Source organism: Streptomyces sp. NPDC021356 (assembly GCF_040641015.1).
Lineage (GTDB): Bacteria > Actinomycetota > Actinomycetes > Streptomycetales > Streptomycetaceae > Streptomyces.
In genome coordinates this window covers 264,430-290,605 of the sequence record NZ_JBFACU010000009.1, presented here as the reverse complement: position 1 = coordinate 290,605, position 26,176 = coordinate 264,430, and the positions used below count along the sequence as shown (strand labels likewise).

The window sequence follows — 26,176 nt, the reverse complement described above, 5'->3', positions numbered from 1 at the left end:
GTGTCTGTCGTGTCGTGTCGTTCCTGTGGTGGATGTCCCCTCGTGTGCGCGGGCGCCGGGGGTGGGTTCAGCCGTTGTCGACGTGCTCGCGTACGACGTTGCCGTTGGCCGCGTCGATGTCGTAGGTCGTCTTGTGCCAGTCCTTGGGCGTGACGACGTCGACGGACCAGACGAGCTTGTTGTCGTGCTCGCCGAGGTCGACGCCGGTGACGGTCCCCCTGGTCTTGCCCGTGGCCGTCTTCACGGCCTGCGCTGGCGTCTGGGTGGCCTTCTTCAGCCGGTCGGCGACCTTGCGCTTGTCGCCGGCGTCCTGGCCCGACTCGGTCGTGCTGCGGGACACCTTCCCGGTGGCCGCGTCGACGTCGATCTTGCGGACCGTGCCGTCGGCGGCGGCGACCTTCGTCTCCCACCGGGCGGCGCCCGCGGACGCCGACGGGCTCGGTGAGCCGGTGGTCGGGGAGGCGGAGCCGGGGGACGCGGAGTTCGGGGAGGACGCGGACATGCTCGGAGACGACGAGCTGTTCTTGGCTTTCTTCAGCTCGATCGAGACCAGTTTGCCCCCGGACACCTCCTTCACGGCGGTGCCGGCGGCCTTGTCCCAGCTCACCCGTGCCTTGGCCAGCAGGTCCCGGCGCTCGGCCTGGTCCTTGGACAGCGACGCGGAGGGGGAGGGGGAGGACGGCGTGGAGGGGGAGGCCGAGGCGGGAGCGGCCTCGGCGGCCTCGGCGACACTCGACCCGGTCGAGCCGTTCGAGCAGGCGGTCATCAGCAGAGCGGAGCCGCCCAGGGCGCAGATCGCGGCGATCGCGCGCACGGGTGGGATACGGAGCGCAGTGGTCATACCACTGTGGGTAACCGTTCACCGGAACCCCGACACGGACCCGCCGCAGGAACCACCCCAACGGCCCACCACGGCACCGGCCATCACGGCACCGGCCCACCATGGCACCGGCTCACCATGGCGCCGGCCCACCACGGATCCGGCCCGTCCTCGCCCGGCTGCCCCCGGCCCCGTTGCCCCCTTGGCCGAAACGGCGGTCTTGACACGTACACACCACTGCAACGTTCCTGTCGTAATCACGGCGCATGGTTGATCGTTGGGCCGTGCGTGGTCGTGCGCCGGGTGCGTGCGGCCCGGTGCGGATGTGCAGGGAGTCGAGCGTCAGGGGGCGTACATGACCATCAGCCGCAGAGCACTGCTCGCCGCCGGAGCGGTCGCGGGGGGCGGGCTGCTCGGGGCCTGCGGGAGCAACACCGGGCGCGGGGACGGCGGCGGGGGCTCGAGGCCGGCGCTGACGCAGTGGTACCACCAGTACGGCGAGAGCGGCACCGAGCAGGCGGTGAAGCGGTACGCCGCCGCGTACGGCAAGGCCCGCGTCACCGTCCAGTGGCGGCCGGGCAACTACGACCAGCAGACCGCCGCCGCCCTCCTCACCGACTCCGGTCCGGACGTCTTCGAGGTGAACGGGCCCACCCTGGACCAGATCCAGGGCGGCCAGGTCGTCGACCTCACCGCCCTGCTCGACGGCGTCAAGGACGACTTCAACCCGGCGGTGCTCGCCCCGAAGACGTACGACGGGAAGATCTGGGGCATCCCGCAGGTCATCGACATGCAGATGCTCTACTACCGCAAGAGCCTGCTCCAGGACGCCGGGCTCCGGCCCCCGGACACCCTCGACGCCCTCGTGGACGCGGCGAAGAAGCTCACCACCAAGAAGACCAAGGGTCTCTTCCTCGGCAACGACGGCGGTGCGGGCGTCCTCGGCGGAACGCCCCTGTACGCGGCCGGACTCCAGCTCGTCACCGAGGACGGCAAGCCCGGCTTCGACGACCCGGCCGCCGCGCGCACCCTCGCCAAGGTCCGCCAGCTGTACGCCGACAAGTCCCTGCTCCTCGGCGCCCCCGCCGACTGGTCCGACCCCTCCGCCTTCCTCCAGGGCCTGACCGCCATGCAGTGGTCGGGGCTGTGGGCGCTGCCCCAGGTGCAGAAGGAACTCGGCGACGACTTCGGCGTACTGCCGTTCCCGAAGGACGGTCCGTCCGGCCGGCCCGCCGTGCCCGTCGGGGCGTACGCCGCCGCGGTCAGCGCCCGCGGCCGGAACCGGGAGGCGGCCGAGGAGTTCGTGAAGTGGCTGTGGGTGCAACGCACCGACGACCAGGAGGACTTCGCCCTCTCCTACGGCTTCCACATCCCCGCCCGGATCTCGCTCGCGAAGAAGGCCGCCAAGCTGCGCACGGGCGCCGCCGCCGACGCGGTGCGCCTGACCACCGACCACGGGCACGCCCAGCCCCTGCTGTGGACCCCGGCCGCGCAGACCGCCTACCAGGACACGCTGAGCCGGATCATCAAGGACGGAGCGGATCCGGACAGTGAGCTGAAGACGGTGCTGCGGAAGGTGTCGGCCGAACTCGACCGCGTGAAGAAGACCTCGTGAGCCGGCCGGCCGCGGCCCGGCGGCCCGTGACACAGCCGCCGGTGGCGCAGCGGCGCGCCGCGAGCCCGCGGCGGGCGACCCGGCGGTCCGCGAACCGGCGGCGGACCCTCTGGTTCTGGGTCTTCGTCGGCCCCTTCGCGGCCGGCCTCGCCCTGTTCACCTACGTCCCGCTGCTGTGGAGCGTGGCGCTCAGCTTCTTCGACGCGCACAGCACCGTCACGCCCACCCGCTTCACGGGGCTGGACAACTACACGGCGATGCTGTCGGACGACGTCTTCCTCGACAGCCTGCGCACCTTCCTCCTCTTCACGGCGTTCATCGTCCCGGCCACCTACGTCCTCTCCCTCGCCCTCGCCCTCATGGTCAACCGGGTGCGCCGGGCGCAGGCGTTCTTCCGGTCGGTGTTCTTCCTGCCGGCCGCGTGCAGTTACGTCGTCGCCGCCCTCATCTGGAAGATGTCGATCTTCAACGGCGTCCGGTTCGGGCTCGCCAACACGGTCCTCGACCTCTTCGGCGCCGACCCGGTGGCCTGGCTGTCCACCACGGACCCGCCCTGGTACTGGCTGGTGATCGTCACCGTACGGCTGTGGCTCCAGGCCGGTTTCTACATGGTGCTGTTCCTGGCCGGGCTCCAGCGGATCAACCCCGTGCTCTACGAGGCCGCCGCCGTCGACGGCGCCCGCCCCGGTTGGCAGGTGCTGCGGCACATCACCCTGCCGCAACTGCGTGCCACCTCCGTCGCGGTGGTCCTGCTCCTCGTCATCAACGCCTTCCAGGCGTTCGACGAGTTCTACAACCTGCTCTCCGACGCCCGCGGTTACCCGCCCTACGCCCGCCCGCCGCTGGTCTACCTCTACTACACCGCGCTCGGCCAGGGGCAGAACCTGGGCCTGGGCAGCGCCGGTGCGGTGATCCTCGCGCTGATCATCGCGATCGTCACGGTGGGCCAGGCCCGCTGGTTCGGGCTGGGAAGGACGGATGCCGATGGATGACGCCCTGGTGCGGGTGGGCCGCGCGCTACGGCTCGCGCTGCTGATCGCGCTCGCCCTGCTCTTCCTGGTCCCCTTCTACCTCCTGGTGCGCAACGGCCTGGCCAGTGAACAGGACATCACCTCGCCCGAGTGGACGTTCTTCCCCTCCCACCTGCGCTGGGGCAACGTCCGCGAACTCTTCGCGGACACCTCCGTCCCGTTCGCCCGCTCACTGCTCAACTCCGCGCTGATCGCCGTCGCCACCACCCTCGGCACGGTGCTCCTCGCCTCGCTCGCCGGATACGGTCTCGCCCGCATCCCCTACCGGCACGCGAACAAGGTCTTCTACGCCATCCTCGGCACGCTCATGGTCCCGGCCGCCGTCACCTTCGTCCCCAGCTTCGTGCTGGTGTCGTCCCTGGGCTGGATCTCCACGCTGCGGGGCCTGATCATCCCGACGCTCTTCTCCGCCTTCGCCTGCTTCGTCTTCCGCCAGTACTTCCTCGGCTTCCCGCGCGAGCTGGAGGACGCGGCGCAGGTCGACGGGCTCGGGCCCTGGCGGACGTACTGGCTGGTCGTCGTGCCGAACGCGCGGCCGGTGTTCGCGGCGGTCGGCACGATCGTCTTCATCGGCGCCTGGAACGCCTTCCTGTGGCCGCTGGTGATCGGCCAGGACCAGAGCGCCTGGACGGTCCAGGTCGCCCTGTCCTCCTTCACCACCTCCCAGGTGGTGCGCCTGCACGAGCTGTTCGTCGCGGCGGCCGTCTCGATCCTGCCGCTGCTGGCGGTGTTCCTGTGCTTCCAGCGGTGGATCGTGGCGGGCGTGGAGCGGTCGGGGATCGACTAGGTCAGGTGGCCTGGGGGTTCAGAGGGATCCGCCGCTGTCCACCACCAGGTCGGTGCCGACCAGGGAGGCCGCGGCGTCGGACGCCAGGTAGAGGATCGCGGCGGCGACCTCCTCGGTGGCGGAGACCCGGCCCAGGGGGAGCGTGGCCCGCGCCCGCTGCGCGCGGTCCGTGTCCGTCTCGCCGGGCCGCAGCGACATCGTGGTGGCGGTGGCGCCGGGGCTGACCACGTTGACGCGGACGCCGTCGCCGATGTGGTCCAGCGCGGCACCCCGGCTGAGCGCGGTCACGGCGGCCTTGGTCGCGGAGTAGGCGGCGGCGCCGGGCGAGGTGGCGTGGGCGCCGAAGGTGGAGGACACGTTGACGATCGCGCCGCCGGACGGCTGGGTGCGCATCCGGCGGATCTGCGCCTGGAGGGCCAGGTGGACGCCGGTGACGTTGACGGCGAGCTGGGTGTGCCAGTCCTCCTCCGGCAGTTCGGCGAGCGGCCGGCCGCCCCTGAAGACACCGGCGTTGTTGACGGCCACGTCGAGCGAGCCGAAGCGGTCCACGGCGGCCTCGACCAGCGCCTCGGCCTCACCGGCGCGGGAGACGTCCGCGGTCACCGCGAGCGCCGTGCCGCCCGCCTCCTCGATCGGCGCGACCGTCTCGTCCAGCGGCTCGCGGCGGCGCCCGGCGACGACGAGCTGGGCGCCCTCGGCGGCGAACGCGAGGGCCGTCGCGCGGCCGATGCCGGAGCCGGCCCCGGTGACGAGAACGGTCCGGCCCTCGAAGCGGCCGACGGGCCGGGTGCTCCGCGTGGTCATGATCTCCCCTTTTATTTGACCGATCGGTTCAGTATCAGGACCGAAAGCAACGCGCCCGGCGACGAGCGCGTTCCCCGGTCTCGTTCCTCAGTCCAGCAGCGCCAGGGCCTGCTCCGCCGCGTCCCGCACCCGCGCCGGGTCCGCCGACGCCTTGCCGACGACTCGCAGGCCCTGCATCAGCACCAGCAGCGCGCGGGCCAGGGTGAGCGGATCGCGGTCGGCGGGCAGCTCCCCCTGCGCCCCGGCGCGGACCAGGGCCGAGTGCAGGAGCGCCTCCAGGTGGTCCCAGTTGCGCTCCACGCGCCGGGCGGCGGCCGGGTCGTGCGCGGCCAGCTCGGACGCCGTGTTGGTGACCAGGCAGCCGTGCAGGCGCAGCTCAGCATGGGTGGCCTCCGCCGCGTAGCGCCGTACGACCGCCCGCACGGCCGGCAGGGCCGGGCCCGGCCCGGACAGCTCGCGCACGATCCGCTCCATGCCCGTCTGCTCGTAGCGGTCCAGCGCCCTCAGGTACAGCTCGTGCTTGCTGCCGAACGTCGCGTACAGGCTGGCGCGGCCGATGCCGAGGTGCGCCACGAGGTCGGCCATGGACGTCGCTTCGTAGCCGCGCCGCCAGAACAGCTCCAGGGCCGACCGCAGCGCGGCGTCCGGATCGAATTCCTTGGTCCTGGCCACGCACGGGAGCCTAAGCTTTTCTGGACCGACCGGTCAAGTTGCAAGAGGGGGCGTCATGCGCTGCGCACGCCGTACGCCCCCACCCGCACCCCCTCGTCGTCCAGGCACCGTCCGGAGGCGAGGTCGAAGCGCTGCTTGAGCAGCGGCGAGGCGACGAACGGGCGCCCCGCGTGGGTGCCGGTCAGGCCGCGGGAGAGGACCGCGGCGCCGGTGAACGGGTCACGGTTGTCGATCGCGTACAGGCGGCCGGACCGGTCGCGGAAGAGGGCCGCCTGGCGGCCGTCCGGCAGCAGGGCCGCGACCCCGCGGCCGGGCAGCAGCGTGCTCAGGTCGCACACGGTGAACCAGCTGTCGTCGAGCCGGAGCTGGACCTTCACGTCGGTGGTCTCGGGGGCGAGCGTCATCGCTGGGCGCTTCCTTCCAGGGCGTCGTGGGCAGGCCGCAGGCCGAGGGACAGCAGCGGCAGGTCGGGCTTCATCTGGTCGCGTTCGGGGACGAAGCCGACGACCGGGTCCGGGGTGTCGGGGGCGTTCACGAAGGAGACGAACCGGGCGAGCCGGTCAGGGTCGGCGATCGTCTCGGCCCACTCGTCGCGGTAGTGGGAGACGTGCGCCGCCATCTGGGTCTCCAGCTCGGCGCAGATGCCGAGCGAGTCGTGGACCACCACGTCCCGTACGTGGTCCAGACCGCCGGGGATCCGCTCCAGCCACACGCTGGTGCGTTCCAGCCTGTCGGCGGTGCGGATGTAGAACATCAGGAACCGGTCGATCAGCCGGACCAGTTCGGCGTCGGAGAGGTCCTGGGCGAGCAGGTCGGCGTGGCGCGGGGAGGCGCCGCCGTTTCCGCCGACGTACAGGTTCCAGCCGTTCGCGGTGGCGATCACGCCGAAGTCCTTCGACTGGGCCTCGGCGCACTCGCGGGCGCACCCGGAGACCGCCGACTTCAGTTTGTGCGGGGACCTCAGGCCCCGGTAGCGCAGTTCCAGGTCGATCGCCATGCGCACCGAGTCCTGGACGCCGAAGCGGCACCAGGTCTGGCCCACGCAGGACTTCACCGTGCGCAGCGACTTGCCGTACGCGTGCCCCGACTCGAAGCCCGCGTCCACCAGCCGGGCCCAGATCAGCGGCAGCTGCTCGACGCGGGCGCCGAACATGTCGATGCGCTGCCCGCCGGTGATCTTCGTGTAGAGCCCGAAGTCACGGGCGATCTCCCCGATCACGATCAGCTTCTCCGGCGCGATCTCCCCGCCGGGGATGCGCGGGACGACGGAGTACGAGCCGTTCCGCTGCAGGTTGGCCAGGAAGTGGTCGTTGGTGTCCTGGAGGGCGGCCTGCTCGCCGGTGAGGACGTAACCGTCCGCGCCGATCACCGGGGCCAGCGAGGCGATGACCGAGGCGACGGCCGGCTTGCAGGTCTCGCAGCCGTCGCCGCCGCGCGCCCCCTCGCGGCCGAAGCGGTCCAGCAGGTCCTGGTAGGAGGTGACGCGCAGGGCGAGGACGATCTCGTACAGCTCCTCGCGGGTCTGCGCGAAGCAGCCGCACAGGCCCTTGTCGACCTCGACGCCGCCCGCCTCCAGTTCCGCCTCGACCAGCTGGGTGAGCACCTTGACGCACGAGCCGCACCCGGTGCCGGCCCGGGTGCACTTCTTCACCTCCGGCACGCTCGTGCAGGCGTGGTCCGTGACCGCGCCGCGGATGGTGCCCTTGGTGACGTTGTGGCAGGAGCAGACCACCGCGTCGTCCGGGAGGGCGGCCGGGCCGAGCAGGGCGGGCGCACCGGCACCGGCCGGCAGCACCAGTGACTCGGGGGAGACGGGCGGCACCGCACCGGTGAACGCGCGCAGCGTGCCGTACGCCTCCGCGTCACCGACCAGGATGCCGCCGAGCAGGGTGCCGTCCCGGCCGATGACCAGCTTCTTGTACAGGCCCGCGCGGGAGTCGGAGTAGACGACGTCCAGGCAGTCCTCGGCGGTGCCGTGCGCGTCGCCGAAGGAGGCCACGTCCACGCCGAGCAGCTTCAGCTTGGTGGACAGGTCGGCGCCCGTGAACTCCGCGTCGTCAGCGGCGATGGTGGCCGCCGCCGTCTCGGCCTGCTCGTAACCGGGCGCGACCAGCCCGTAGACCCGGCCGTCGACCGCCTGCGCGCACTCGCCGATCGCGAACACGTGCGGGTCGCTGACCGTACGGCACCGCGCGTCCACGCTGATCCCGCCGCGCTCGCCGACCCGCAGGCCCGAGTCGCGGGCCAGCTGGTCGCGGGGACGGACACCGGCGCTGAACACGACCATGTCGACGGCGAGTTCGGAGCCGTCCGACAGCTTCATGCCGGTCACGGCGCCGTCCGCGCCGACCACGATCTCCTGGGTGCCGGTGCCGGTGTGGACGGTCAGCCCCATCTCCTCGATGGTGCGCAGCAGGGCGGCGCCGCCGCCCTCGTCGACCTGCACCGGCATCAGGCGCGGCGCGAACTCCACGATGTGCGTGGCCAGTCCGAGCCCCTTGAGGGCGCCCGCCGCCTCCAGGCCCAGCAGTCCGCCGCCGACCACCGCGCCGGTGCGGGCGCGTGAGGCGGCGTACGCCTCGATGGCGAGCAGGTCCTCGATGGTGCGGTAGACGAAACAGCCCTCGGCGTCCCTGCCGGGCACCGGCGGGACGAACGGGAAGGAGCCGGTGGCGAGGACGAGCACGTCGTAGCCGACGGTGAGCCCGGAGCGGGCGGTGACCGTGCGGGCCTCGCGGTCGATGGTCTCGGCGGGGTCCCCGAGGTGCAGTTCGATGCCGTGGTCGTCGATGAAGCGCCGGTCGGTGAGGGACAGCTCCTCCGGGGTGCGGCCCGTGAAGTACGAAGTGAGCTGCACCCGGTCGTACGCGGGGCGCGGCTCCTCGCACAGCACGACCACGCGGTGGGTCGCGGTCAGACCGCGCTCGGCCAGCGCTTCGAGGAAGCGCTGACCGACCATGCCGTGGCCGACGAGCACGATCGTGGGGGCGGTCCCCGGCACGGCGGTGGTGCCGTTGGTGGCTGTGGTGGCGGGCATTCAGGAGCCTCCGTCATGGGTGAGCAGGTGGAGCGGCGGGCCGCCGTCCCTCGGGAGCGGCTCCGCCTTCTCCCAGGCGCGGGCGAGCGCGCCGACGGTGCCGAGTTCGCCGACGAGGACCCCGCCGACCAGCCGGTCGCCGCGGACGACGACCCGGCGGTAGGTGCCGCGGGTGGCGTCGGCGAGCTGCACGACGTCGTCGCCGGGCAGCGGCTCGGTCTCGCCGAAGGCGGCGAGGTCGAAGGGGGCCGGGTCGGCGGGGGCCGGGCCCGGGGGAGCCGGGCGGGAGGGGGAGCCCGCGCCGGTCAGGGTGAGCCGGGTGAGCGAGCGGGTGCCGGTGTAGCGGGCCGCGGCCCGGCCCGCGAGCAGCTCGGCCAGGACGGCGACCTGTTCCAGAGCGGGGGCGGCGAGCCCGTAGACCGTGCCGGCGTGCTGGACGCAGTCGCCGACGGCACGGATGTGCGGGTCGCTGGTGCGCAGCTCGTCGTCGACGACGACGCCCTTGCCGACGGCCAGGCCCGCGTCCTCGGCGAGGGCGGTGCGCGGACGCACCCCGCAGGCCAGGACCGCGAGGTCGGCGTCGAGGGCGTACCCGTCGGCCAGCTCCACCGAGCGCAGGGCGCCGCCCACGCAGCGCACGTCCCGCACCCGGCACTCGGTGTGCACCTCGACGCCCAGGTCACGCAGGTGCCGCAGCACGAGCCGGGACGCCCCCGGGTCGAGCTGCCGCTCCATAAGCCGCTCGGCCTGCTGCGCGAGCACCACCTGCGCGCCGCGCACGGCCAGCGCCCGCGCGGCGGACACCCCGAGCAGCCCGCCGCCCACCACGACCGCCCGTGCCCCGGGCCGTACGGCCCCGGACAGGCCCAGGCAGTCGTCCATCGTGCGGAACGCGTGGACGCCCGACGGCAGTTCGCGGCCGGCGCCGAACAGGCCGCGCAGCGGCGGCAGCACCGGGTTGGAGCCGGTGGCCAGCACCAGCGTGCCGTAGCCGGTCACCGTGCCGTCCGCGCACCGCACCTCGCGTGCCGCGCGGTCGATGCCGACGACCCGGGCCCGGACCAGACGGGCCGGGGCGGGGAGTGCGATGACCTCCGGTGCGTACCGGCCGGCCAGCACCTCCGCGAGCAGCACCCGGTTGTACGGCAGGTGCTCCTCCTCGCCGACGACCAGCGCGGGCGTGCCCAGCTCACCGAGGCGCCGGGCGAGGGCCACGCCCGCGAGCCCGGCACCGATCACCACCACACGCGCATTCGAGGTCATGCCCCTGAGCGTGCGACGCGGACGTTACCCGGCGGCATCCCCCCTGTTTCCCCCACGGAACGCTGCCCTCAGCGGGGGCGGGCGGCGGGTGTGAGGGCGCCGCCCGTCCCGTCACCCGGCCTCTGCGGGCTTTGAGGAGTGCCTCGGTGGGCCTTGAGGGCGCCTCGGTGGGCCTTGCGGAGTGCCTCGGCGGGCCTTGCGGAGCGCCTCGGTGGGCCTTGAGCCGTCCCTCGGCAGATCTGAGGGGTGCCTCGGCGGACCTCAGAAGTCCCTCAGATGCGTGGATCGCCGCCGGGTCGCTGCCTAGGGTCGTGATCATGCCCGACATATCCCTGACCGTCGTCGTCCTCCTCTGTCTCGCCGCGCTCGCCGCCGGCTGGATCGACGCCGTGGTCGGCGGGGGCGGGCTCCTGCTGCTGCCGGTGCTGCTGCTCGGCCTGCCGGCCGGGACCTCGGCCGCGTCCGCGCTGGGCACCAACAAGGCGGTCGCCATCGTCGGGACGTCCGGCGCGGCGGTGACATACGCGCGCCGGGCGCCCGTGGACGTACGGATGGCCGTGCGGATCGGTCTCGCGGCGCTCGCCGGGTCCTGCGCCGGAGCGCTGTGCGCGGCCGGGATGAGCACCGACGTGCTGAAACCGGTGATCATGGTGGTGCTGCTCGCGGTGGGGGCGTTCGTGATCCTGCGGCCCGCGTTCGGCACCGCCCCCGCGCCCGGCCCGGCCACCCGCCGCCAGATCCTCGCGGCGATCGGCCTCGCGGGCCTCGGCATCGGCTTCTACGACGGGTTCATCGGCCCCGGCACCGGCACGTTCCTCGTGCTGGCGCTGACCGCCGTGCTCCACCTGGACCTGGTGACCGCCTCCGCCACCGCCAAGATCGTCAACTGCTGCACCAACGCCGGCGCCCTGGCCACCTTCGCCTGGCAGGGCGCGGTGCTGTGGCAACTGGCCGCCGTCATGGCGGTGTTCAACCTGGCGGGCGGCATGCTGGGCGCGCGCACCGCGCTGAAGAAGGGCAGCGGCTTCGTCCGGATCGTCCTGCTGACCGTGGTGTTCGCCCTGGTGGTGAACCTGGCGTACCAGCAGTGGGTGGCGTGACCCCGCCCCTGCCTCCCCTCCCTGCACCAGCCCTGTTCCTGTCCCTGTTCCTGCCTTCGGCTCCTGCCCTGTTCCTGCCCTGCGCCTGCTGTCAGCGGCTGCCGGTCAGGTGGGCGAAGACCACCACGTTGCCCTGGTAGCCGGTGGCCCTGGAGTATCCGCCGCCGCAGGTGATCACCCGCAGTTCGGGGCGTTTCGCCGGGCCGTAGACCTTCTTGTCGGGGAAGTCCTTCGCCGCGTACACCTCGACCGCGTCCACCGTGAACACCGCGACCCCGCCGTCACGGCGGTCCACCTCGACGACGCTGTCCTTCTTCAGGGCGCCGAGGTCGTAGAAGACGGCGGGCCCCTGCGTGTTGTCGACGTGACCGGCGACGATCGCGGTGCCGCGCTCGCCGGGGGTGGTGCCGGCCTCGTACCAGCCGGCCAGGTTCTTGTCGGAGGCGGGCGGGACGTCGAGGCTGCCGGCCGGGGTGAGGCCCAGGCCCATCAGGGGGGCGTTCACCCGGATCGAGGGGATGCGGATGCGGGTGGGCGGGGACGGCGGCAGCGCGGACGCGCCGAGCCGCTGCACGCCGGGGTCGGGCGTGCCCTCGGCCGGGGCTGGCTGGGGCGGGGCGTGCGTGGTGCCCGCACCGAGCAGCAGCCACCCGCCGCAGCAGAGGCTGACGACGGTGACGGCGGCTATCGCACAGTCGCCGATCCTGCGCATGGGAACCCCTCTTCCGGACGGGTACTGCGGTCGTGTCCCCCGCCCCCTCCGGACAGCAGGGCCCAGGGGCGTCGCGCCCGGAGGGGGAGGGGACGTGCGGTACCGGCGGACGGACGGCGGAGGGTGTCCGTCAGATCCCGTCGCCTCTCGCCCGGCGATGCAGGAGCCAGGTACCGCCCGCGGCGGCGACGGCGAGTGCCGCCACGCCGGCCGCGGTCTGCACGGGGTCGTGGCCCAGGGCGCCGCCGACCCCCGTCTTCACACTTCCCCGGGGCTCCACCTGCTGCCCCTGTGCCGCCGCGGCGAGGGTGACGACCAGGTCGCCCTTGACCTCCCGGCCGCCCTCGGCGCACTGCGCGACGATCTCGTACGTCCCCGGCTGCGCGCTCTCCGGGACCCGGAACCGGCCGATCGCGTCGCCCTCGTGGGTGCTCGGGGCCAGCGGGAAGGGCCCGGCGCCGACCGCGCTGGCGTCGCCCGCCGCGGACGACTTCTCGCCGCACGCCTTGGTGTTCACGGTGACCTGCCCGCCCGGCACCGCCGAGGAGGGGTACACCTCCAGGCCGCTCGCGGCCGACCCGAGGGCGCGCGCGGCCACGGGAGCGGTGTCCGCGCCGTACGCGGGCGCGGCGAGCCCGCTCACGGCGGCGACGGCGAGCGCGGCCCCGGTCACGGCCCCGGCCGGCAGACGTGCGGTACGTCGCATCGGTGCTCCTTAGAGCTGCTCAGCGGTCGGGACACGGCCGCGGCACCCGCATGTGCCGCCGTCGTCGCGTCCCTGCCCTTCCGAGGTAAGTGGCACATGCGCCCGCCCGCTTCCTGAGGTCCCGTCAGGAATACGGTGAACGGGTGCCTCCCTCCCCGGGGCGCGAGGCGCGACCGCGAGCATTTGCCCAGGTCGGCGCGGTCCTCCTGACGGCGCGTCGGAATTTTCCCGAAGGAGGACAGGCGCGGGGGTGAACGGGTGACCGGGGTGCGCGGGCCTCGGCTTGACCTCAAGCAAGGTTGAGCTACCAGGCTGTCCCGCATGAACACCACCACCGCGCCCGGCGCGCCCCTGAACGTCACCCTCGTCGTCGGCAGCAACCGCCACGGCCGTTTCGGACCCGTGGTCGCCGACTGGCTCCTCGCCCACCTGCGCGAGCGCCCCGACTTCGCCGTCCAGGTCGTGGACGTGGCCGAGACGGCCGCCCTCCCGACGACCCTGAAGCCGGACCCGGAGGCGACGGCGGCCCTGGCGGAGATCACCCCGAAACTGGCCTTGGCGGACGCGTTCGTCGTCCTCACCCCGGAGTACAACCACTCCTTCCCCGCGGGCCTCAAGAACCTCATCGACTGGCACTTCACCGAGTGGCAGGCCAAGCCGGTCGCCCTCGCCTCCTACGGTGGCCTCGCCGGCGGCCTGCGCGCCGTCGAACACCTGCGGCAGGTCTTCGCCGAACTCCACGCGGTCACACTCCGCGACACGGTCTCCTTCTACAACGCGGGCGGTTCCTTCGACGACGACGGCACCCTGAAGGACCCCACCGCCCCGGACGCGGCGGCGAAGCTGATGCTGGACCGCCTGGAGTGGTGGGGGCAGGCTCTGCGGGAGGCCAGGGAGCGTCGGCCCTACGGGAGTTGACAAAGGCCGCGGACTCCTCAACCCACGGTGGTAGGGCTACCGCTGGGGTTTACCGGCGGGTTCCAACGCCGGGTTGACGCGGTGGGGCCCGCGCGCCCCGTACGTTCGGCAGCGACACGGTTCCCGGCGCGCAGCCCCCCGGGCAGGGCAGATGCCCCGGCCCGCGGGCCCTGCGCGGCTATCGCTGCGGTCGACGCAGCAGATGAGGAGCACACTCATGTCCCTGCGCAAAACCCTGGCGGCCGTCGCCATGTCAGCCGCGCTGGCCGGTGGCGGCCTGGTCCTCGCCGCCCCCGCCGAAGCGGCCCCGCTGTGCGATCCCTGGGGTGCGACCGGCACCGCGGGAGACATCGGCGGGGCGTACGCGCACGGGGACATGTGCATCTTCAACGTCGACAACCGCCCGAGCGTCGAGGTGGACCTGAGGGACACGGCCAAGGACGGCAAGGCGGCATGCGTCCAGCTCCACGCCACCTATGCCGACGGCGGAACCCGTGACGAGTGGGTCTACAACGGCCGCGGAGCGGGAGCGGCCAACGAGGTGCAGGCGAACTACACCTTCGCCTCCAGCCTGCGTGGCATCTGGGTGCGGGAAGGCCTGGGCAAGGACAAGGTCTGTACGGTCATGGCCCGCGGGGTGCACACCATCTACCGGTACTGAATCAACCGGTACGCAGCAGAACGGCCGCCTCCGCCGTGCGGGCGGGGGCGGCCGTCGAGCGGGGCCGGTGGGGTCAGTTCACGCTGACCGCGCTCCAGGCCGCCGCCACCGCGTCGTACTCCGCGGAGCCGGCGCCGTAGAGGTCCTTCGCGGCGCTGAGGGTGGCCGTCCTGGCGGCCGCGTAGTTCGTCGAGGACGTCATGTAGACCGTGAGGGCCCGGTACCAGATCTTGCCGAGCTTGTCGTGGCCGATGCCCGTCACCGTGGAGTTGTTGCACGTGGGGGAGTCGTAGGCGACGCCGTTCACGGTCTTCGCGCCGCTGCCCTCGGCGAGCAGGTAGGCGAAGTGGTTGGCGACGCCCGAGGAGTAGTGGACGTCGAGGTTGCCCACCGAACCGCTCCAGCAGTCGGCCGAGTTGCCGTCCTTGGAGGGCTTGTCCATGTAGCGCAGGGCGGTGCCGTTGAAGCCGGAGCGGACGATCTTCTCGCCGATCAGGTAGTCACCGGGGTCGGCGGGGTTGTTCGCGTACCACTCCACCATCGTGCCGAGGATGTCGGAGGTGGCCTCGTTCAGGCCGCCGGACTCGCCCGAGTACGTCAGTGCCGCCGTCTTGGACGTCACGCCGTGCGACATCTCGTGCCCGGCGACGTCGAGGGCGACGAGCGGGCCGAAGGTGGTGCCGTCACCGTCGCCGTACGTCATGCAGAAGCAACTGTCGTCCCAGAAGGCGTTGTTGTAGTTGTTGCCGTAGTGGACGCGGTTGTACGAGCCCTTGCCGTCGCCCGCTATGCCGTTGCGGCCGTGGACGTTCTTGTAGTAGTCCCAGGTCTCGTTCGTGCCGTACTGCGCGTCCACCGCCGCCGAGGCGCGGTCCGCCGTCGCACCCGTTCCCCAGTGGTTGTCGGAGTCCGTGAAGAGGGTGGCGGGGGCGCGCTGGAAGCAGATGCCGAAGATGCACAGGTCGGTCTTGTTCTCCGCGTCGCCCGTGTACGTGTTGCCGCGCGTCGGGTCCTTGAGCTGGTACGCCGACCCGGACTGGGTCGTCTCCAGCGCGACCGTGCCGCCGTAGAGCGACTTGCCGTCGCCCGTCGCCGTCTCGATGCTGTCCCAGGCGTCGATCTGCGCCCCGGTGCGCGCGTCGGTCACGACCGTGCGGGCGACCGGGTTGCCGAGGGAGTCCAGGGCGGCCGCGACGGTGCGCCAGGCCAGGCGCGGGGTGCCGTGCAGGGCGTCGACGACCAGGCCCGGCTTGGCCTTGACCTGCTTCAGGCGGGCACCGGGGTTCGCGGCGCGCAGCGCGTGCGTGGCGAGGTCGGCGGCCTCGGGGGCGGCGAGGGCCGGGGTGGTGGTCGGCAGGGAGACCGTGGAGCGCGTGGCGCGGTCGGCGCCCCGGTAGGTGCCGTCCGGGGCCAGGTGGACCACGAAGTCCCCGCCCAGTACGGGCAGTCGGTCGTACGTACGGTCGTAGCGGACGTGCTGCGTGCCGTCCTTGTCGACGATCACGTCGCGGACGGTGGTGTGCTCGTCGGAGGTGAGGCCCAGGGCGCCGGTGTGGTCCGCGAGCGCGGCGGCGGCGTTCTGGACGGCGGTGGTCCGGCTGGGTCTGCCCTCCGCGTGGGCGGCGGGGGAGAGTGCGGCGGCCAGCAGGGTGGCCGCGGCGGCGGCCACGCCGGCCGTGGCGAGGCGGGAACCTCGGGTGTGCCGTGTCCGACTCATCGGTCTCCTTGAGCGCGGGCGCCTTCGGGCGCATGGGGGTGGCGCTGACGGTGACTGAGATTTAAGTGGTCATGACATGTCATGTCCAGAGCGCCCGCAGGAGTGATGGGTGGAGCACGGAGAATCGTTTCTACGTCCGACCGGTCCCCGGCGTCACACCGGCACCGTCAGACCAGCAGCGTCAGCCCGTCGGGCACCGCGACGCCGAACTCCTCCTCGACCACGCGCCGCGCCTCCGCCTCGTTCACGAGGGTGCGCTCCGTCACCGTGCCGTCGGCGAGGACCTCCGTGAACCGGGCTCCGTCCAGGGCGAGATGGCGCCCGGCGGTGGTCCGCCGGAGGTAGGCGCGACGCGTGAAGGGGGAGCGCGGGCTGGTGGCGACGTGCCAGTTGAAGACCTCGAAGTCGGCGGAGGTGAACGGCTCCAGCGTGAAGGCGTACTGGCCGATCCACTGCCCCGACGCGCTGTCGTGCGCCCGCAACGCCCACAGCTCCAGCGGCCCGCCGTGCGGCAGCCGCGTGAACCGGTGCCTGCGCCCGCCGCCCTCGAACTCGCGGCCGAGCGCCAGCGGCACCGGCGCCAGCAGCGCCCCGGCCGCCCCGAAACCGACGTCCGCCAGGTACGGCCGCGGCTCGCCCGGCACGCCGACCCGCAGCATCATGTGCGTGCGCGGCCGGCTCTCCGGGGTGTCGGCGCCCAGCAGCACCCGCCCGGCCAGCCCGGACACCTCGAACCCGAGCGCCCCGAGCGCCAGCGCCAGCAGCGCGTTGTGCTCGTAGCAGTAGCCCCCGCGCCGGCCGCGCACCATCTTGGCCATCAGATCGGCCGGGGCCAGCGAGGGCGCGGTGCCGGACAGGGGGTCCAGGTTCTCGAAGGGGAGGGACAGGGCGTGCGCGAGGTGCACCCCGCGCAGGGTCGCGGGAGCGGCCCGCCTGCTTCCCTCCCACCCGATGCGCCCCAGGTAGGCGTCGAGGTCGAACTGCTCGGTCGTGGCGGCCGCGGCGTCGGACATGCCCCGAACCTACGCGGCGCCGCCCCCACCCCGTCACGGCCCCCCACCCCGTCACGGCCCCCACCCCGGCCGGGCTCAGGCCTCCCCGCGGCCGTCCCCCAGGCCGCCCGCGACCTCCACCCGCACCGCGCACACCTTGAACTCCGGCATCCGGGAGACCGGGTCGAGCGCCGGGTTCGTGAGCGTGTTCGCGCGGCCCTCGCCGGGCCAGTGGAAGGGCATGAACACCGTGTCCGGACGGATGCCGTCCGTGATCCGCGCGGGCGCCACCGCGCGCCCCCGCCGCGACACGACGGCCAGCGGGACGCCCTCCACCGCCCCCAGCCGCGCCGCCAGCCGGGGGTGCAGCTCGACGAAGGGGCCGGGCGCGGCGGCGTTCAGCTCCTCGACGCGGCGGGTCTGCGCCCCGGACTGGTACTGCGCCACGACTCGCCCGGTGGTCAGCAGCACGGGATACGCGTCGTCCGGCTCCTCCGCACTCGGCCGGTACGACACGGGCACGAACAGCGCCCGCCCGTCCTCGGTGGCGAAGCGGTCGAGGAAGAGACGGGGGGTGCCGGGGTGGTGCGGGGGGCGCGCGGGGCGGGTTCGCGCGGTCCCGGCGGGCTGCCCGGGTCGCGGGTCCGGCTCGGGCCGCGGGTCCGGCTCGGGCCGCCGGGGCTGCTCGGGCTCCGTGCCTTCCGCACCCGCTGTGCCTTCCGCACCCGCCGTGGCACCGGGACCCCGCGCGCCCGTGCCCGCCGCACCCGCCGTGCCTTCCGCACCCGCCGTGCCTGACGTGCTTGCCGTGCCCTCCGGCGTGTCCAGGCCCGCCGTGGCACCGGGCCCCCGCATGCCCGCCCCGCCGCCCGCACCCGCCCTGCCCGCCGGAGCCTCCGGGCAGGGCCAGAACACCCCGTTCTCCCGTGCCAGCCTGGCGTAGGTGATGCCGGAGTAGTCGGCGGGGGCGCCCGCGGTCGCCCGGCGCAGTTCCTCGAAGACCTCTTCCGGGTCGGTCGGGAAGCCCTTCTCGACGCCCAGCCGGGCGGCCAGCCCGTGCAGCACCTCCAGGTCGCCGCGGACCCCCTCGGGCGGGTCGACCGCCCGGCGCCGCAGCAGGACCCTGCCCTCCAGGTTCGTCGTCGTGCCCGTCTCCTCGGCCCACTGCGTCACCGGCAGGACGACGTCCGCGAGTGCCGCCGTCTCCGACAGCACCACGTCGCACACCGCCAGGAAGTCCAGCGAGCGCAGCCGTTCCTCGACGTGCGCCGCGCGCGGCGCGGACACCACCGGGTTGGAGCCCATGAGCAGCAGCGCGCGGACGTCCGTGCCCAGCGCGTCCAGCAGCTCGTACGCGCTGCGCCCCGGCCCCGGCAGACTGTCCGGGTCCACGCCCCACACCCCGGCCACGTGCCGCCGCGCCGCCGGGTCGGTCAGCTTGCGGTAGCCCGGCAACTGGTCGGCCTTCTGGCCGTGTTCCCGGCCGCCCTGGCCGTTGCCCTGCCCGGTCAGGCAGCCGTACCCGGACAGCGGGCGGCCGGCCCGGCCGGTCGCCAGGCACAGGTTGATCCACGCGCCCACCGTGTCGGTGCCCTTCGCCTGCTGCTCGGGCCCGCGCGCGGTGAGCACCATCGCCGCCTGCGGCTCGCAGAACATCCGTACGGCCCGCCTGAGCTGCGGGACGGGCACCCCCGTGACCCGCTCCACGTACTCCGGCCAGTGCGCCATCGCCGCGGCCCGCGCCTCGGCCCAGCCGGTCGTGCGCGCCCGGACGTACTCCTCGTCGACCCGGCCCTGGGCGACGACCAGGTGCAGCAGGCCGAGGGCGAGGGCGAGATCGGTGCCGGGGCGGGGTGCGAGGTGCAGGTCGGCCTGTTCGGCGGTCTTCGTGCGGCGCGGATCGACGACGATCAGCGTGCCGCCGTTCTCCCGCAGTTCGCTGAAGTACCGCAGCGCCGGGGGCATCGTCTCCGCCGGGTTGGAGCCGACGAGGATCACGCACCCCGTCCTCGGGATGTCCTCCAAGGGGAACGGCAGCCCCCGGTCCAGCCCGAACGCCAGGGTGCCGGCCGCCGCCGCCGACGACATGCAGAACCGGCCGTTGTAGTCGATCTGCGAGGTGCCGAGCGCCACCCGCGCGAACTTGCCGAGCGCGTAGGCCTTCTCGTTGGTCAGGCCGCCCCCGCCGAACACACCGCAGGCGTCCGGACCGTGCTCCCCGCGCGCGCGTGCCAGCGCCCCGGCGACCCGGTCCAGGGCCTCCTCCCAGCCGGCCGGCTCGAGCGTGCCCGCGGGCGAGCGCACCAGCGGGGAGGTCAGCCGCACCCGGGAGGAGAGCACCGCGGGCGCCGTACGGCCCTTGCCGCACAGCGCCCCCCGGTTCACCGGGAAGTCCGCCCGCTCACCCACCTCGACGCCCCCGCCGGGTACGGGGGTGAGGTTCATCCCGCACTGCAGGGCGCAGTACGGGCAGTGCGTGGGCGTCGCGGAGGAAATCTGCGCTTTCTGCATGCCGCTCAGCGTGCGGCGGCCGTGTTACGCGCCCCTACGGCCGCTGTTACGCCGCCGGGACGGCGACCTCCCCGCGCGGGTGCCCGGACGGTGAGGCGGGCGGGCGCCGCTCACCCGGCCCCGGCCAGCGCCCGCGCGATCCCGGGCTCCTTCGGCCCCAGGAACCTCGGGTCGGGCCGGAAGGCCGCCTCCAGGGCCGCCTTGCCGGCCGCGAACACCTCACGGGTGCCGCCGTAGTACCAGGTGACGTCGTGCGCTGCATCGACCCCGACGCCGTAGGAGTCGATGCCCGCCGCGTCGCACAGGGCCACCGCCCGCCGGATGTGGAAGCCCTGGCTGACGAGCACCGCCCGGTCCACGCCGAAGATCTTCTTGGCGCGCACGCAGGAGTCCCACGTGTCGAAACCGGCGTAGTCCGTCACGATCCGGGCGGCTGGGACGCCGTGCGCCGTCAGGTACGCGCGCATGGCGTCCGGCTCGTCGTAGTCCTCACGGCTGTTGTCCCCGGTCACCAGGAGCACCTTGATCCGCCCCTCCCGGTAGAGCGTCGCCGCCGCGTCCAGGCGGTGCGCCAGGTACGGCGACGGCTCGCCGTGCCACAGGCCCGCGCCGAACACGACGGCGACATCGGTGCGCGGCGCGTCGGCCGCGGTGCGCAGCCGGTCACCGGTGGCGACGTACAGCCAGGTCGCCGGAAGCAGCGCCAGCACGCACACGGCCACCACGGCCTGCACCAGCCGCCGCTGCCCGGTCCGCGTGCGCGGCAGGCGCGGTCGCATCCGTGCCCGCGTCCGCATACGCATCCGCATCGGCGGGTCCCCCCTTCTCGTACGGTCGTGCACGCCGTATGCTCCCTGTGCGCGATGCGCGCCATGGGTGCCGTACGGGGCTCGATCGTGATCCTCGGTCCTCCGATCAGCAAGGACGAGGCGCGGCGCGGACCGGTTCGCTCCCCGCGTACCGCTCTCGCAACAGCGCACGCGTGACGCAAAAGCGCACGCGGCGCGCACGCCCGCCCGTGTCACCAAGCCTCCCGCCCCCGCCTCACACCCACCGCCCCCGCCCGAGGCACCCCGCACAACACGCCCGACACGGTCACGCAACGGTGGCGCAACCCGCGCCCGTCAGGATCCCCCCATGACGGCCTCACCCCCGCACGCCACGCACGCAGCCGGTCCGCCCGCCCTCGTCCTCGTGGCGCACGGGAGCCGCGACCCGCGCGCGCTGGGCACCGTACGGGCCCTGATGGCACGCGTCCGCGCCCTGCGCCCCGCCCTGCCCGTGCACCTCGGGCACATCGAGCTCGACGAACCTCGGCTGCCCGACACCCTGGCCCGCCTCGGCCGGTCCGAGGCGGTGCTGGTGCCGCTGCTGTTCGGCCGCGGCCACCACGTCAAGCGGGACATCCCCGAGATGGCGGCGGCGGCACCCGCACGCGCGCGCGTGGCCGCACCGCTCGGCCCGCACCCGCTGCTCGCCCAGGCGCTGCACGCCCGGCTGACCGAGGCGGGCTGGCGGCCGCCCGCCGACGCGGCCGCCCGCCGCGCGAGCGCGGTCGTCCTGGCCGCCGCCGGGTCCCGCGACCCCGAGTCCGCGGCCGGTACCCACCGCACCGCCCGGCTCCTGGCCGGCCGCCTCGGCGTGCCCGTCGTCCCCGCCTACGCCTCCGCCGCCGCGCCCACCGTCCCGGCGGCCGTGCGCGCGCTGGCCGCCCGCGGCCGGCACCGCGTCGCCGTCGCCTCCTGCTTCACCGCCCCCGGCCGCTTCGCCACCGAGTGCGCGTCCGCCGCCCCCGCCCTGGCCGCGGCCCCCCTGGGCGCCCACCCGGCCATGGCGTGCCTGGTCCTCCACCGCTACGACCAGGCACTCACGCCCGGCTCCACCCCGCCCCCGGTGCGAGCCGCGCCCCTCCCCGCCTGGACCCCGAACGGACCCGGCGCCGCCGAGACGCACCGTCCGCCACCCGCCGTGAGCGGACCGTGACGTCCCGGTTGTCAGTGGGTGCGCCTACTGTCGAGGCATGGAAGGGATCGAAGGGGCCGCCCCCGAGGCGGCAGCGCCGTACGAGAACCACCTCCCGCCCGTCGGCTACGACCAGGCGTCGCTCGACCGCTGGGCCGCCGAGCCCGACAAGCGGCCGGGGCGCACGGCGTTCCAGCGCGACCGGGCGCGGGTGCTGCACTCCGCGGCCCTCAGACGCCTGGCCGGCAAGACGCAGGTGGTCACGCCGGACGGCAGCCCCGGGGCCGCCGGCGCCTGGGACGCCAGCCCCCGCACCCGGCTGACCCACTCCCTGGAGTGCGCCCAGGTCGGCCGCGAGCTGGGTGCCGCCCTCGGCTGCGACCCCGACCTGGTGGAGGCGGCCTGCCTCTCGCACGACCTGGGCCACCCGCCCTTCGGACACAACGGCGAACAGGCGCTGAACGAGTTCGCGCACGACTGCGGCGGTTTCGAGGGCAACGCCCAGTCGCTGCGCCTGCTCACCCGCATCGAACCCAAGCGGTTCGTCACCGACCCCGCCTCGGGCGAACCGGTCAGCGTCGGACTCAACCTGACGCGGGCCGCGCTGGACGCCGCCACCAAGTATCCGTGGCCGCGCGGCGCCCACCCGAGCGAGGCGGCCTCGCCCAAGTTCGGCGTCTACGAGGACGACCGGCCGGTCTTCGACTGGGCACGCCAGGGCGCCCCCGGCACGCGCACCTGTTTCGAGGCCCAGGTCATGGACTGGTCCGACGACGTGGCGTACTCGGTGCACGACGTGGAGGACGGCCTGCACGCCGGCCACATCGACCCCCGCTGCCTCGGGTCCGAGCCCGAACGCCGGGCCGTCTTCGCCGTCACCGTCGGCCGCTACGTCCCGGCGGACACCGACCCCGCCGAGCCGGCCGAGGCCCTGGACCGCCTCCTCGACCAGGAGTGGTGGCCGCACGGCTACGACGGCTCGGCCGTGGCCCAGGCCCGCCTGAAGGACGCCACCAGCCAGCTCATCGGCCGCTTCTGCCTGGCCGCCGAGGGCGCCACCCGGCAGGCGTACGGCGGCGGGCGGCTGACCCGGTACGGAGCGGAGCTGGTCGTCCCGAGAAGCACCCGAATGGAGTGCGCCGTCCTCAAGGCCGTCGCCGACCTGTTCGTCATGCAGCGCGTCGAGCAGGAACGGCTCCGCGCCGACCAGCGCGTCGTCGTCGCCGAACTGGCCGCGGCGCTCACCGCGCGCGCCCCCGACGGCCTCGATCCGCAGTTCCGCGCCCTGTTCGGCCGGGCCGCCGACGACCGCGCCCGCAAGCGCGTGATCGTCGACCAGATCGCCTCCCTCACCGACGCCTCGGCCCGCTCGCTTCACGCACGTCTGACGGGGGCAGGCATGACGGCATGAAACTGACAGCGCGCTTACGGACACCCGTGATACCGCTGTTACCTGTGGGACCGGGGTGACCGCCGTGACAGGAGCTGCCCCGAGGTGACCCTGCGTGGCCTGATCGGGCCACTCCCTCTTCCCGCATCACGCTCCGTGCGGGACGCTCGCATGTGGCGGCACCCGCAGTTCCTCTGGGAGACACCCCCCAGACCCCCGGCAGGAGGCATCAAGTGGTCGACGCGGATCAGACATTCGTCATCGTCGGAGGAGGTCTGGCCGGCGCGAAGGCGGCCGAGACGCTGCGCGCGGAAGGCTTCAGCGGCCGCGTGATCCTCGTCTGCGACGAGCGCGACCACCCCTACGAACGCCCGCCGCTGTCCAAGGGCTACCTGCTCGGCAAGGAGGAACGCGACAGCGTCTTCGTGCAGGAACCCGCCTGGTACGCGCGCCACGACATCGAGCTGCACCTCGGCCAGACCGTCGACGCGATCGACCGTGCCGCGAAGACCGTCCACTACGGCGACGACGGCACCCACGTGCGCTACGACAAGCTGCTGCTGGCCACCGGCGCCGAACCGCGCCGCCTGGACATCCCCGGCACCGGCCTGGCCGGCGTGCACCACCTGCGCCGCCTCGCCCACGCCGAGCGCCTGAAGAACGTCCTGACCCACCTCGGCCGGGACAACGGCCACCTGGTGATCGCGGGCGCCGGATGGATCGGCCTGGAGGTCGCCGCGGCGGCCCGCGAGTACGGCGCGGAGGTCACCGTCGTCGAGCCGTCCGCCACCCCGCTGCACGGTGTCCTCGGCCCCGAGCTGGGCCAGCTCTTCGCCGACCTGCACCGCGAGCACGGCGTCCGCTTCCACTTCGGCGCCCGGCTGACCGAGATCGTCGGCCAGGACGGCATGGTGCTGGCCGCCCGCACCGACGACGGCGAGGAACACCCCTGCCACGACGTGCTCGCCGCGATCGGCGCCGCCCCGCGCACCTCGCTCGCCGAGGCGGCGGGCCTGGAGCTGGCCGACCGGGCGCACGGCGGCGGCATCGCCGTCGACGAGCGGCTGCGCACCACCGACCCCGACATCTTCGCCGCCGGCGACGTGGCCGCCTTCCCGCACGCCCTGTTCGAGACCCGGCTGCGCGTCGAGCACTGGGCCAACGCGCTCAACGGCGGGCCGGCCGCGGCCCGCGCGATGCTCGGCCAGGACATCAGCTACGACCGCGTGCCCTACTTCTTCTCCGACCAGTACGACCTGGGGATGGAGTACAGCGGATGGGCGCCCCCGGGCTCGTACGACCAGGTGGTCATCCGCGGCGACGCCGGGAAGCGCGAGTTCATCGCGTTCTGGGTGAAGGAGGGCAGGGTCCTGGCCGGGATGAACGTCAACGTGTGGGACGTCACGGACCCGATCCAGCACCTGATCCGCACGAAGACGCAGGTGGACACGGACGCGCTGGCCGACCCGCACGTGCCGCTGGACACCCTCGCCTCCTGAGGCACGGGGATGTCCGAGGGCCCCCGTAGAATTCACGCGTGGCAGGACGGATCAATGACGAGGACGTGAAGGCGGTACGGGACGCGGTCCCGATCGACGCCGTGGTGTCCGAGTACCTCCAGCTGCGCAACGCGGGCGGCGGCAACCTCAAGGGCCTGTGCCCGTTCCACGACGAGAAGTCGCCGTCCTTCCAGGTCAGCCCGAGCAAGGGGCTCTTCCACTGCTTCGGCTGCCAGGAGGGCGGCGACACCATCACGTTCGTGATGAAGGTCGACCACCTCACCTTCTCCGAGGCGGTCGAGCGCCTGGCCGCCCAGGCCGGCATCACCCTGCGCTACGAGGAGGGCGGCTACAACCCCGCCCACCAGCGCGGCGAGCGCATCCGCCTGGTCGAGGCGCACAAACTGGCCGCCGACTGGTACGCCGAACAGCTCGCGAGCAGCGCCGAGGCCGAGACCGGCCGCGTCTTCCTCGCCGAGCGCGGCTTCGACCAGGCCGCCGCGCTCCACTTCGGCGTCGGCTACAGCCCGCAGGGCTGGGACCACCTCATCCGCTTCCTGCGCGGCAAGGGCTTCACCGACAAGGAACTGCTCCTGTCCGGCCTGGCCCAGGAGGGCCGCCGCGGCCCCATCGACCGCTTCCGCGGCCGGCTGATGTGGCCGATCCGCGACATCGGCGGTGAGGTGGTGGGCTTCGGCGCGCGCAAGCTCCACGAGGCGGACACCGGCCCGAAGTACCTGAACACGCCCGAGACACCGATCTACAAGAAGTCCCAGGTCCTGTACGGCATCGACCTGGCGAAGAAGGAGATCGCGAAGGTCTCCCGGGCGGTCGTGGTCGAGGGCTACACCGACGTCATGGCCTGCCACCTCGCCGGTGTCACCACCGCCATCGCCACCTGCGGCACGGCCTTCGGCGGCGACCACATCAAGATCCTGCGCCGGCTGCTGATGGACAACGGCTCGGCCCGTGTGATCTTCACCTTCGACGGCGACGCCGCCGGTCAGAAGGCCGCGCTGCGCGCCTTCGAGGACGACCAGAAGTTCGCCGCCGAGACGTACATCGCCGTCGCCCCCGACGGCATGGACCCCTGCGAGCTGCGCCTGGCCAAGGGCGACGACGCCGTCACCGACCTGGTGCGGCCGCGCACCCCGCTCTTCGAGTTCGCGCTGCGCCAGATCGTCGCCCGCTACGACCTGGACACCCCGGCCGGGCGCGCCGCCGCCCTGGACGAGGCCGCGCCGGTCGTCGCCCGGATCAAGAACAGCGGCGCCCAGCACGAGGTCGCCGTCCAGCTCGCCGGGCTCCTCGGCATCCTCGACACCCAGTTCGTGGTCAAGCGGGTGGCGCAGCTGGCCCGCTGGGCCCGTGAGCGCGGTTCCGGCCGCGGCGGCGGCCAGGGCCCCGACCGGCAGCAGCGCGGTCCGCAGCAGCAGTACGCCGCTCCCGCGCAGAGCGCCGCCCCCCGCGGCCCCGCGCTCAACCTGCGCAACCCGGTCCACGCCACCGAGCGCGAGCTGCTGAAGCTCGCCCTGCAACGCCCGGAGCTGGTCTCCCCGGCCTTCGACGCGTACGGGCTGGACGAGTTCACCGCCCCGCCCTACGCGGCCGTACGCCAGGCCATCCAGGAAGCGGGCGGCGCCGAGTACGGCACGGCCGACCCGCAGGAGTACCTGGTCCGCGTCCGCGAGGCCGCCCCCGACGACATGGTCCGCGCGATGGTCACCGAGCTGGCGGTGGAGGCGATCCTGCTCCGCCGCGAGGTCGACGAGGGCTACGCCGGCGCGCAACTGGTGTCGGTCCGCCGCCGCGCCGTCGAACGCCGCATCCGCGACCTGTCGAGCACCGTCGCCCGCCTCGGCAACGGCGGCGACCCCGCCCACCTGGCCGCCGCCCAGAACGAGCTGTGGATCCTCCAGCAGTACGACCAGGCCTTGCGGGAGCGGGGCGCGGGCGCGCTGTGAGGGAACCCGGGCAGA

Annotated in this window: 22 protein-coding genes; 10 read left to right on the top strand and 12 right to left on the bottom strand. The window is 73.6% G+C overall.

The genetic code is table 11. The features are described from left to right. Positions 1-67: 67 nt before the first annotated feature. Positions 68-841, bottom strand: a complete 774-nt coding sequence (locus AB0G56_RS15090) for a PepSY domain-containing protein (protein ID WP_360969040.1) — start codon at positions 839-841, stop codon at positions 68-70. Positions 842-1,175: 334 nt separating this feature from the next. Between AB0G56_RS15090 and AB0G56_RS15085 the strand changes: the two genes are divergently transcribed. The 3 genes from AB0G56_RS15085 to AB0G56_RS15075 are packed head-to-tail and all read left to right on the top strand — an operon-like array spanning position 1,176 to position 4,253. Beyond that, positions 1,176-2,435: a sugar ABC transporter substrate-binding protein gene (locus AB0G56_RS15085; RefSeq protein WP_360969037.1), complete on the top strand. Its 1,260-nt coding sequence runs from the start codon at positions 1,176-1,178 to the stop codon at positions 2,433-2,435. A gap of 41 nt (positions 2,436-2,476) precedes the next feature. Continuing rightward, on the top strand, positions 2,477-3,427 hold the full coding sequence (locus AB0G56_RS15080) for a sugar ABC transporter permease (RefSeq protein WP_360969145.1): 951 nt from the start codon (positions 2,477-2,479) through the stop codon (positions 3,425-3,427). Further along, a complete protein-coding gene (locus AB0G56_RS15075; RefSeq protein WP_360969034.1) occupies positions 3,420-4,253 on the top strand; it encodes a carbohydrate ABC transporter permease in 834 nt (277 codons plus the stop codon). The genes AB0G56_RS15080 and AB0G56_RS15075 overlap by 8 nt, the downstream gene beginning before the upstream one ends. An 18-nt stretch (positions 4,254-4,271) precedes the next feature. On the opposite strand, the gene AB0G56_RS15070 is transcribed toward AB0G56_RS15075, so the two are convergent. From AB0G56_RS15070 to AB0G56_RS15050, 5 genes are all read right to left on the bottom strand, one after another. Beyond that, complete coding sequence (locus AB0G56_RS15070; RefSeq protein ID WP_360969031.1) at positions 4,272-5,057, bottom strand: glucose 1-dehydrogenase; 786 nt, start codon at positions 5,055-5,057, stop codon at positions 4,272-4,274. An 87-nt stretch (positions 5,058-5,144) separates the two neighbouring features. Next, entirely contained in the window at positions 5,145-5,729 is a 585-nt protein-coding gene (locus AB0G56_RS15065) for a TetR/AcrR family transcriptional regulator (protein ID WP_360969028.1), read from the bottom strand. A 53-nt stretch (positions 5,730-5,782) separates the two neighbouring features. Continuing rightward, positions 5,783-6,133, bottom strand: coding sequence for a nitrite reductase small subunit NirD (nirD, locus tag AB0G56_RS15060; RefSeq protein ID WP_360969025.1), 351 nt, complete (start codon positions 6,131-6,133; stop codon positions 5,783-5,785). After that, positions 6,130-8,766, bottom strand: a complete 2,637-nt coding sequence (nirB, locus tag AB0G56_RS15055; protein ID WP_360969022.1) for a nitrite reductase large subunit NirB — start codon at positions 8,764-8,766, stop codon at positions 6,130-6,132. The genes nirD and nirB overlap by 4 nt, the downstream gene beginning before the upstream one ends. Beyond that, positions 8,767-10,029, bottom strand: coding sequence for an FAD-dependent oxidoreductase (locus AB0G56_RS15050; protein WP_360969019.1), 1,263 nt, complete (start codon positions 10,027-10,029; stop codon positions 8,767-8,769). 317 nt (positions 10,030-10,346) lie between these two features. Here AB0G56_RS15050 and AB0G56_RS15045 point away from each other — a divergent pair, with 317 nt between their 5' ends. Next, the gene (locus tag AB0G56_RS15045) at positions 10,347-11,129 is read left to right on the top strand and encodes a TSUP family transporter (protein WP_360969016.1); all 783 of its coding nucleotides are present in this window, start codon (positions 10,347-10,349) and stop codon (positions 11,127-11,129) included. Positions 11,130-11,220: 91 nt separating this feature from the next. On the opposite strand, the gene AB0G56_RS15040 is transcribed toward AB0G56_RS15045, so the two are convergent. Then, positions 11,221-11,841 (bottom strand): class F sortase, encoded by a 621-nt coding sequence (locus AB0G56_RS15040; protein WP_360969013.1) that lies wholly within the window; start codon positions 11,839-11,841, stop codon positions 11,221-11,223. 130 nt (positions 11,842-11,971) lie between these two features. After that, entirely contained in the window at positions 11,972-12,547 is a 576-nt protein-coding gene (locus tag AB0G56_RS15035; protein ID WP_360969010.1) for a hypothetical protein, read from the bottom strand. 321 nt (positions 12,548-12,868) lie between these two features. Here AB0G56_RS15035 and AB0G56_RS15030 point away from each other — a divergent pair, with 321 nt between their 5' ends. Together AB0G56_RS15030 and AB0G56_RS15025 are read left to right on the top strand one after the other, a co-directional pair. Further along, positions 12,869-13,465 carry an NAD(P)H-dependent oxidoreductase gene (locus AB0G56_RS15030; RefSeq protein ID WP_360969007.1) on the top strand — a complete coding sequence of 199 codons (597 nt, stop codon included), beginning with the start codon at positions 12,869-12,871 and terminating at the stop codon, positions 13,463-13,465. Positions 13,466-13,682: 217 nt separating this feature from the next. Then, positions 13,683-14,126: a hypothetical protein gene (locus AB0G56_RS15025; RefSeq protein WP_360969004.1), complete on the top strand. Its 444-nt coding sequence runs from the start codon at positions 13,683-13,685 to the stop codon at positions 14,124-14,126. Between the two features lie 73 nt (positions 14,127-14,199). Here the strand turns inward: AB0G56_RS15025 and AB0G56_RS15020 are convergent, their stop codons facing one another. The 4 genes from AB0G56_RS15020 to AB0G56_RS15005 all read right to left on the bottom strand — a co-directional run bounded on the left by AB0G56_RS15020 (position 14,200) and on the right by AB0G56_RS15005 (position 20,143). After that, positions 14,200-15,843 (bottom strand): M4 family metallopeptidase, encoded by a 1,644-nt coding sequence (locus tag AB0G56_RS15020; RefSeq protein WP_360969001.1) that lies wholly within the window; start codon positions 15,841-15,843, stop codon positions 14,200-14,202. Between the two features lie 167 nt (positions 15,844-16,010). Continuing rightward, positions 16,011-16,856: an arylamine N-acetyltransferase gene (locus AB0G56_RS15015; protein WP_360968998.1), complete on the bottom strand. Its 846-nt coding sequence runs from the start codon at positions 16,854-16,856 to the stop codon at positions 16,011-16,013. A gap of 75 nt (positions 16,857-16,931) precedes the next feature. Then, positions 16,932-19,346 (bottom strand): molybdopterin oxidoreductase family protein, encoded by a 2,415-nt coding sequence (locus tag AB0G56_RS15010; protein WP_360968995.1) that lies wholly within the window; start codon positions 19,344-19,346, stop codon positions 16,932-16,934. A 110-nt stretch (positions 19,347-19,456) separates the two neighbouring features. Continuing rightward, the gene (locus tag AB0G56_RS15005; protein ID WP_360969142.1) at positions 19,457-20,143 is read right to left on the bottom strand and encodes an ElyC/SanA/YdcF family protein; all 687 of its coding nucleotides are present in this window, start codon (positions 20,141-20,143) and stop codon (positions 19,457-19,459) included. 340 nt (positions 20,144-20,483) lie between these two features. On the opposite strand from AB0G56_RS15005, the gene AB0G56_RS15000 reads away from it, so the two are divergent. The 4 genes from AB0G56_RS15000 to dnaG all read left to right on the top strand — a co-directional run bounded on the left by AB0G56_RS15000 (position 20,484) and on the right by dnaG (position 26,161). Continuing rightward, positions 20,484-21,329 (top strand): CbiX/SirB N-terminal domain-containing protein, encoded by an 846-nt coding sequence (locus AB0G56_RS15000; protein ID WP_360968992.1) that lies wholly within the window; start codon positions 20,484-20,486, stop codon positions 21,327-21,329. Between the two features lie 37 nt (positions 21,330-21,366). Beyond that, positions 21,367-22,719 carry a deoxyguanosinetriphosphate triphosphohydrolase gene (locus AB0G56_RS14995; RefSeq protein ID WP_360968989.1) on the top strand — a complete coding sequence of 451 codons (1,353 nt, stop codon included), beginning with the start codon at positions 21,367-21,369 and terminating at the stop codon, positions 22,717-22,719. Between the two features lie 212 nt (positions 22,720-22,931). Then, positions 22,932-24,197, top strand: coding sequence for an FAD-dependent oxidoreductase (locus AB0G56_RS14990; RefSeq protein ID WP_360968986.1), 1,266 nt, complete (start codon positions 22,932-22,934; stop codon positions 24,195-24,197). Positions 24,198-24,235: 38 nt separating this feature from the next. Beyond that, on the top strand, positions 24,236-26,161 hold the full coding sequence (gene dnaG, locus AB0G56_RS14985) for a DNA primase (RefSeq protein ID WP_360968983.1): 1,926 nt from the start codon (positions 24,236-24,238) through the stop codon (positions 26,159-26,161). The last annotated feature ends 15 nt before the right edge of the window (positions 26,162-26,176 follow it).

Excerpts from the sequence above, each read along its gene's own strand:
- AB0G56_RS14995 (WP_360968989.1), top strand. The coding sequence starts at position 21,367 with ATGGAAGGGATCGAAGGGGCCGCCCCCGAGGCGGCAGCGCCGTACGAG.
- AB0G56_RS15045 (WP_360969016.1), top strand. The coding sequence starts at position 10,347 with ATGCCCGACATATCCCTGACCGTCGTCGTCCTCCTCTGTCTCGCCGCG.
- AB0G56_RS15010 (WP_360968995.1), bottom strand. The coding sequence starts at position 19,346 with ATGCAGAAAGCGCAGATTTCCTCCGCGACGCCCACGCACTGCCCGTAC.
- AB0G56_RS15030 (WP_360969007.1), top strand. The coding sequence starts at position 12,869 with ATGAACACCACCACCGCGCCCGGCGCGCCCCTGAACGTCACCCTCGTC.
- AB0G56_RS15075 (WP_360969034.1), top strand. The coding sequence starts at position 3,420 with ATGGATGACGCCCTGGTGCGGGTGGGCCGCGCGCTACGGCTCGCGCTG.
- AB0G56_RS15025 (WP_360969004.1), top strand. The coding sequence starts at position 13,683 with ATGTCCCTGCGCAAAACCCTGGCGGCCGTCGCCATGTCAGCCGCGCTG.
- AB0G56_RS15020 (WP_360969001.1), bottom strand. The coding sequence starts at position 15,843 with ATGAGTCGGACACGGCACACCCGAGGTTCCCGCCTCGCCACGGCCGGC.
- AB0G56_RS15040 (WP_360969013.1), bottom strand. The coding sequence starts at position 11,841 with ATGCGCAGGATCGGCGACTGTGCGATAGCCGCCGTCACCGTCGTCAGC.
- AB0G56_RS15085 (WP_360969037.1), top strand. The coding sequence starts at position 1,176 with ATGACCATCAGCCGCAGAGCACTGCTCGCCGCCGGAGCGGTCGCGGGG.
- AB0G56_RS15050 (WP_360969019.1), bottom strand. The coding sequence starts at position 10,029 with ATGACCTCGAATGCGCGTGTGGTGGTGATCGGTGCCGGGCTCGCGGGC.
- AB0G56_RS15070 (WP_360969031.1), bottom strand. The coding sequence starts at position 5,057 with ATGACCACGCGGAGCACCCGGCCCGTCGGCCGCTTCGAGGGCCGGACC.
- AB0G56_RS15015 (WP_360968998.1), bottom strand. The coding sequence starts at position 16,856 with ATGTCCGACGCCGCGGCCGCCACGACCGAGCAGTTCGACCTCGACGCC.
- nirB (WP_360969022.1), bottom strand. The coding sequence starts at position 8,766 with ATGCCCGCCACCACAGCCACCAACGGCACCACCGCCGTGCCGGGGACC.
- AB0G56_RS15090 (WP_360969040.1), bottom strand. The coding sequence starts at position 841 with ATGACCACTGCGCTCCGTATCCCACCCGTGCGCGCGATCGCCGCGATC.
- AB0G56_RS15005 (WP_360969142.1), bottom strand. The coding sequence starts at position 20,143 with ATGCGGACGCGGGCACGGATGCGACCGCGCCTGCCGCGCACGCGGACC.
- AB0G56_RS15035 (WP_360969010.1), bottom strand. The coding sequence starts at position 12,547 with ATGCGACGTACCGCACGTCTGCCGGCCGGGGCCGTGACCGGGGCCGCG.
- AB0G56_RS15000 (WP_360968992.1), top strand. The coding sequence starts at position 20,484 with ATGACGGCCTCACCCCCGCACGCCACGCACGCAGCCGGTCCGCCCGCC.
- nirD (WP_360969025.1), bottom strand. The coding sequence starts at position 6,133 with ATGACGCTCGCCCCCGAGACCACCGACGTGAAGGTCCAGCTCCGGCTC.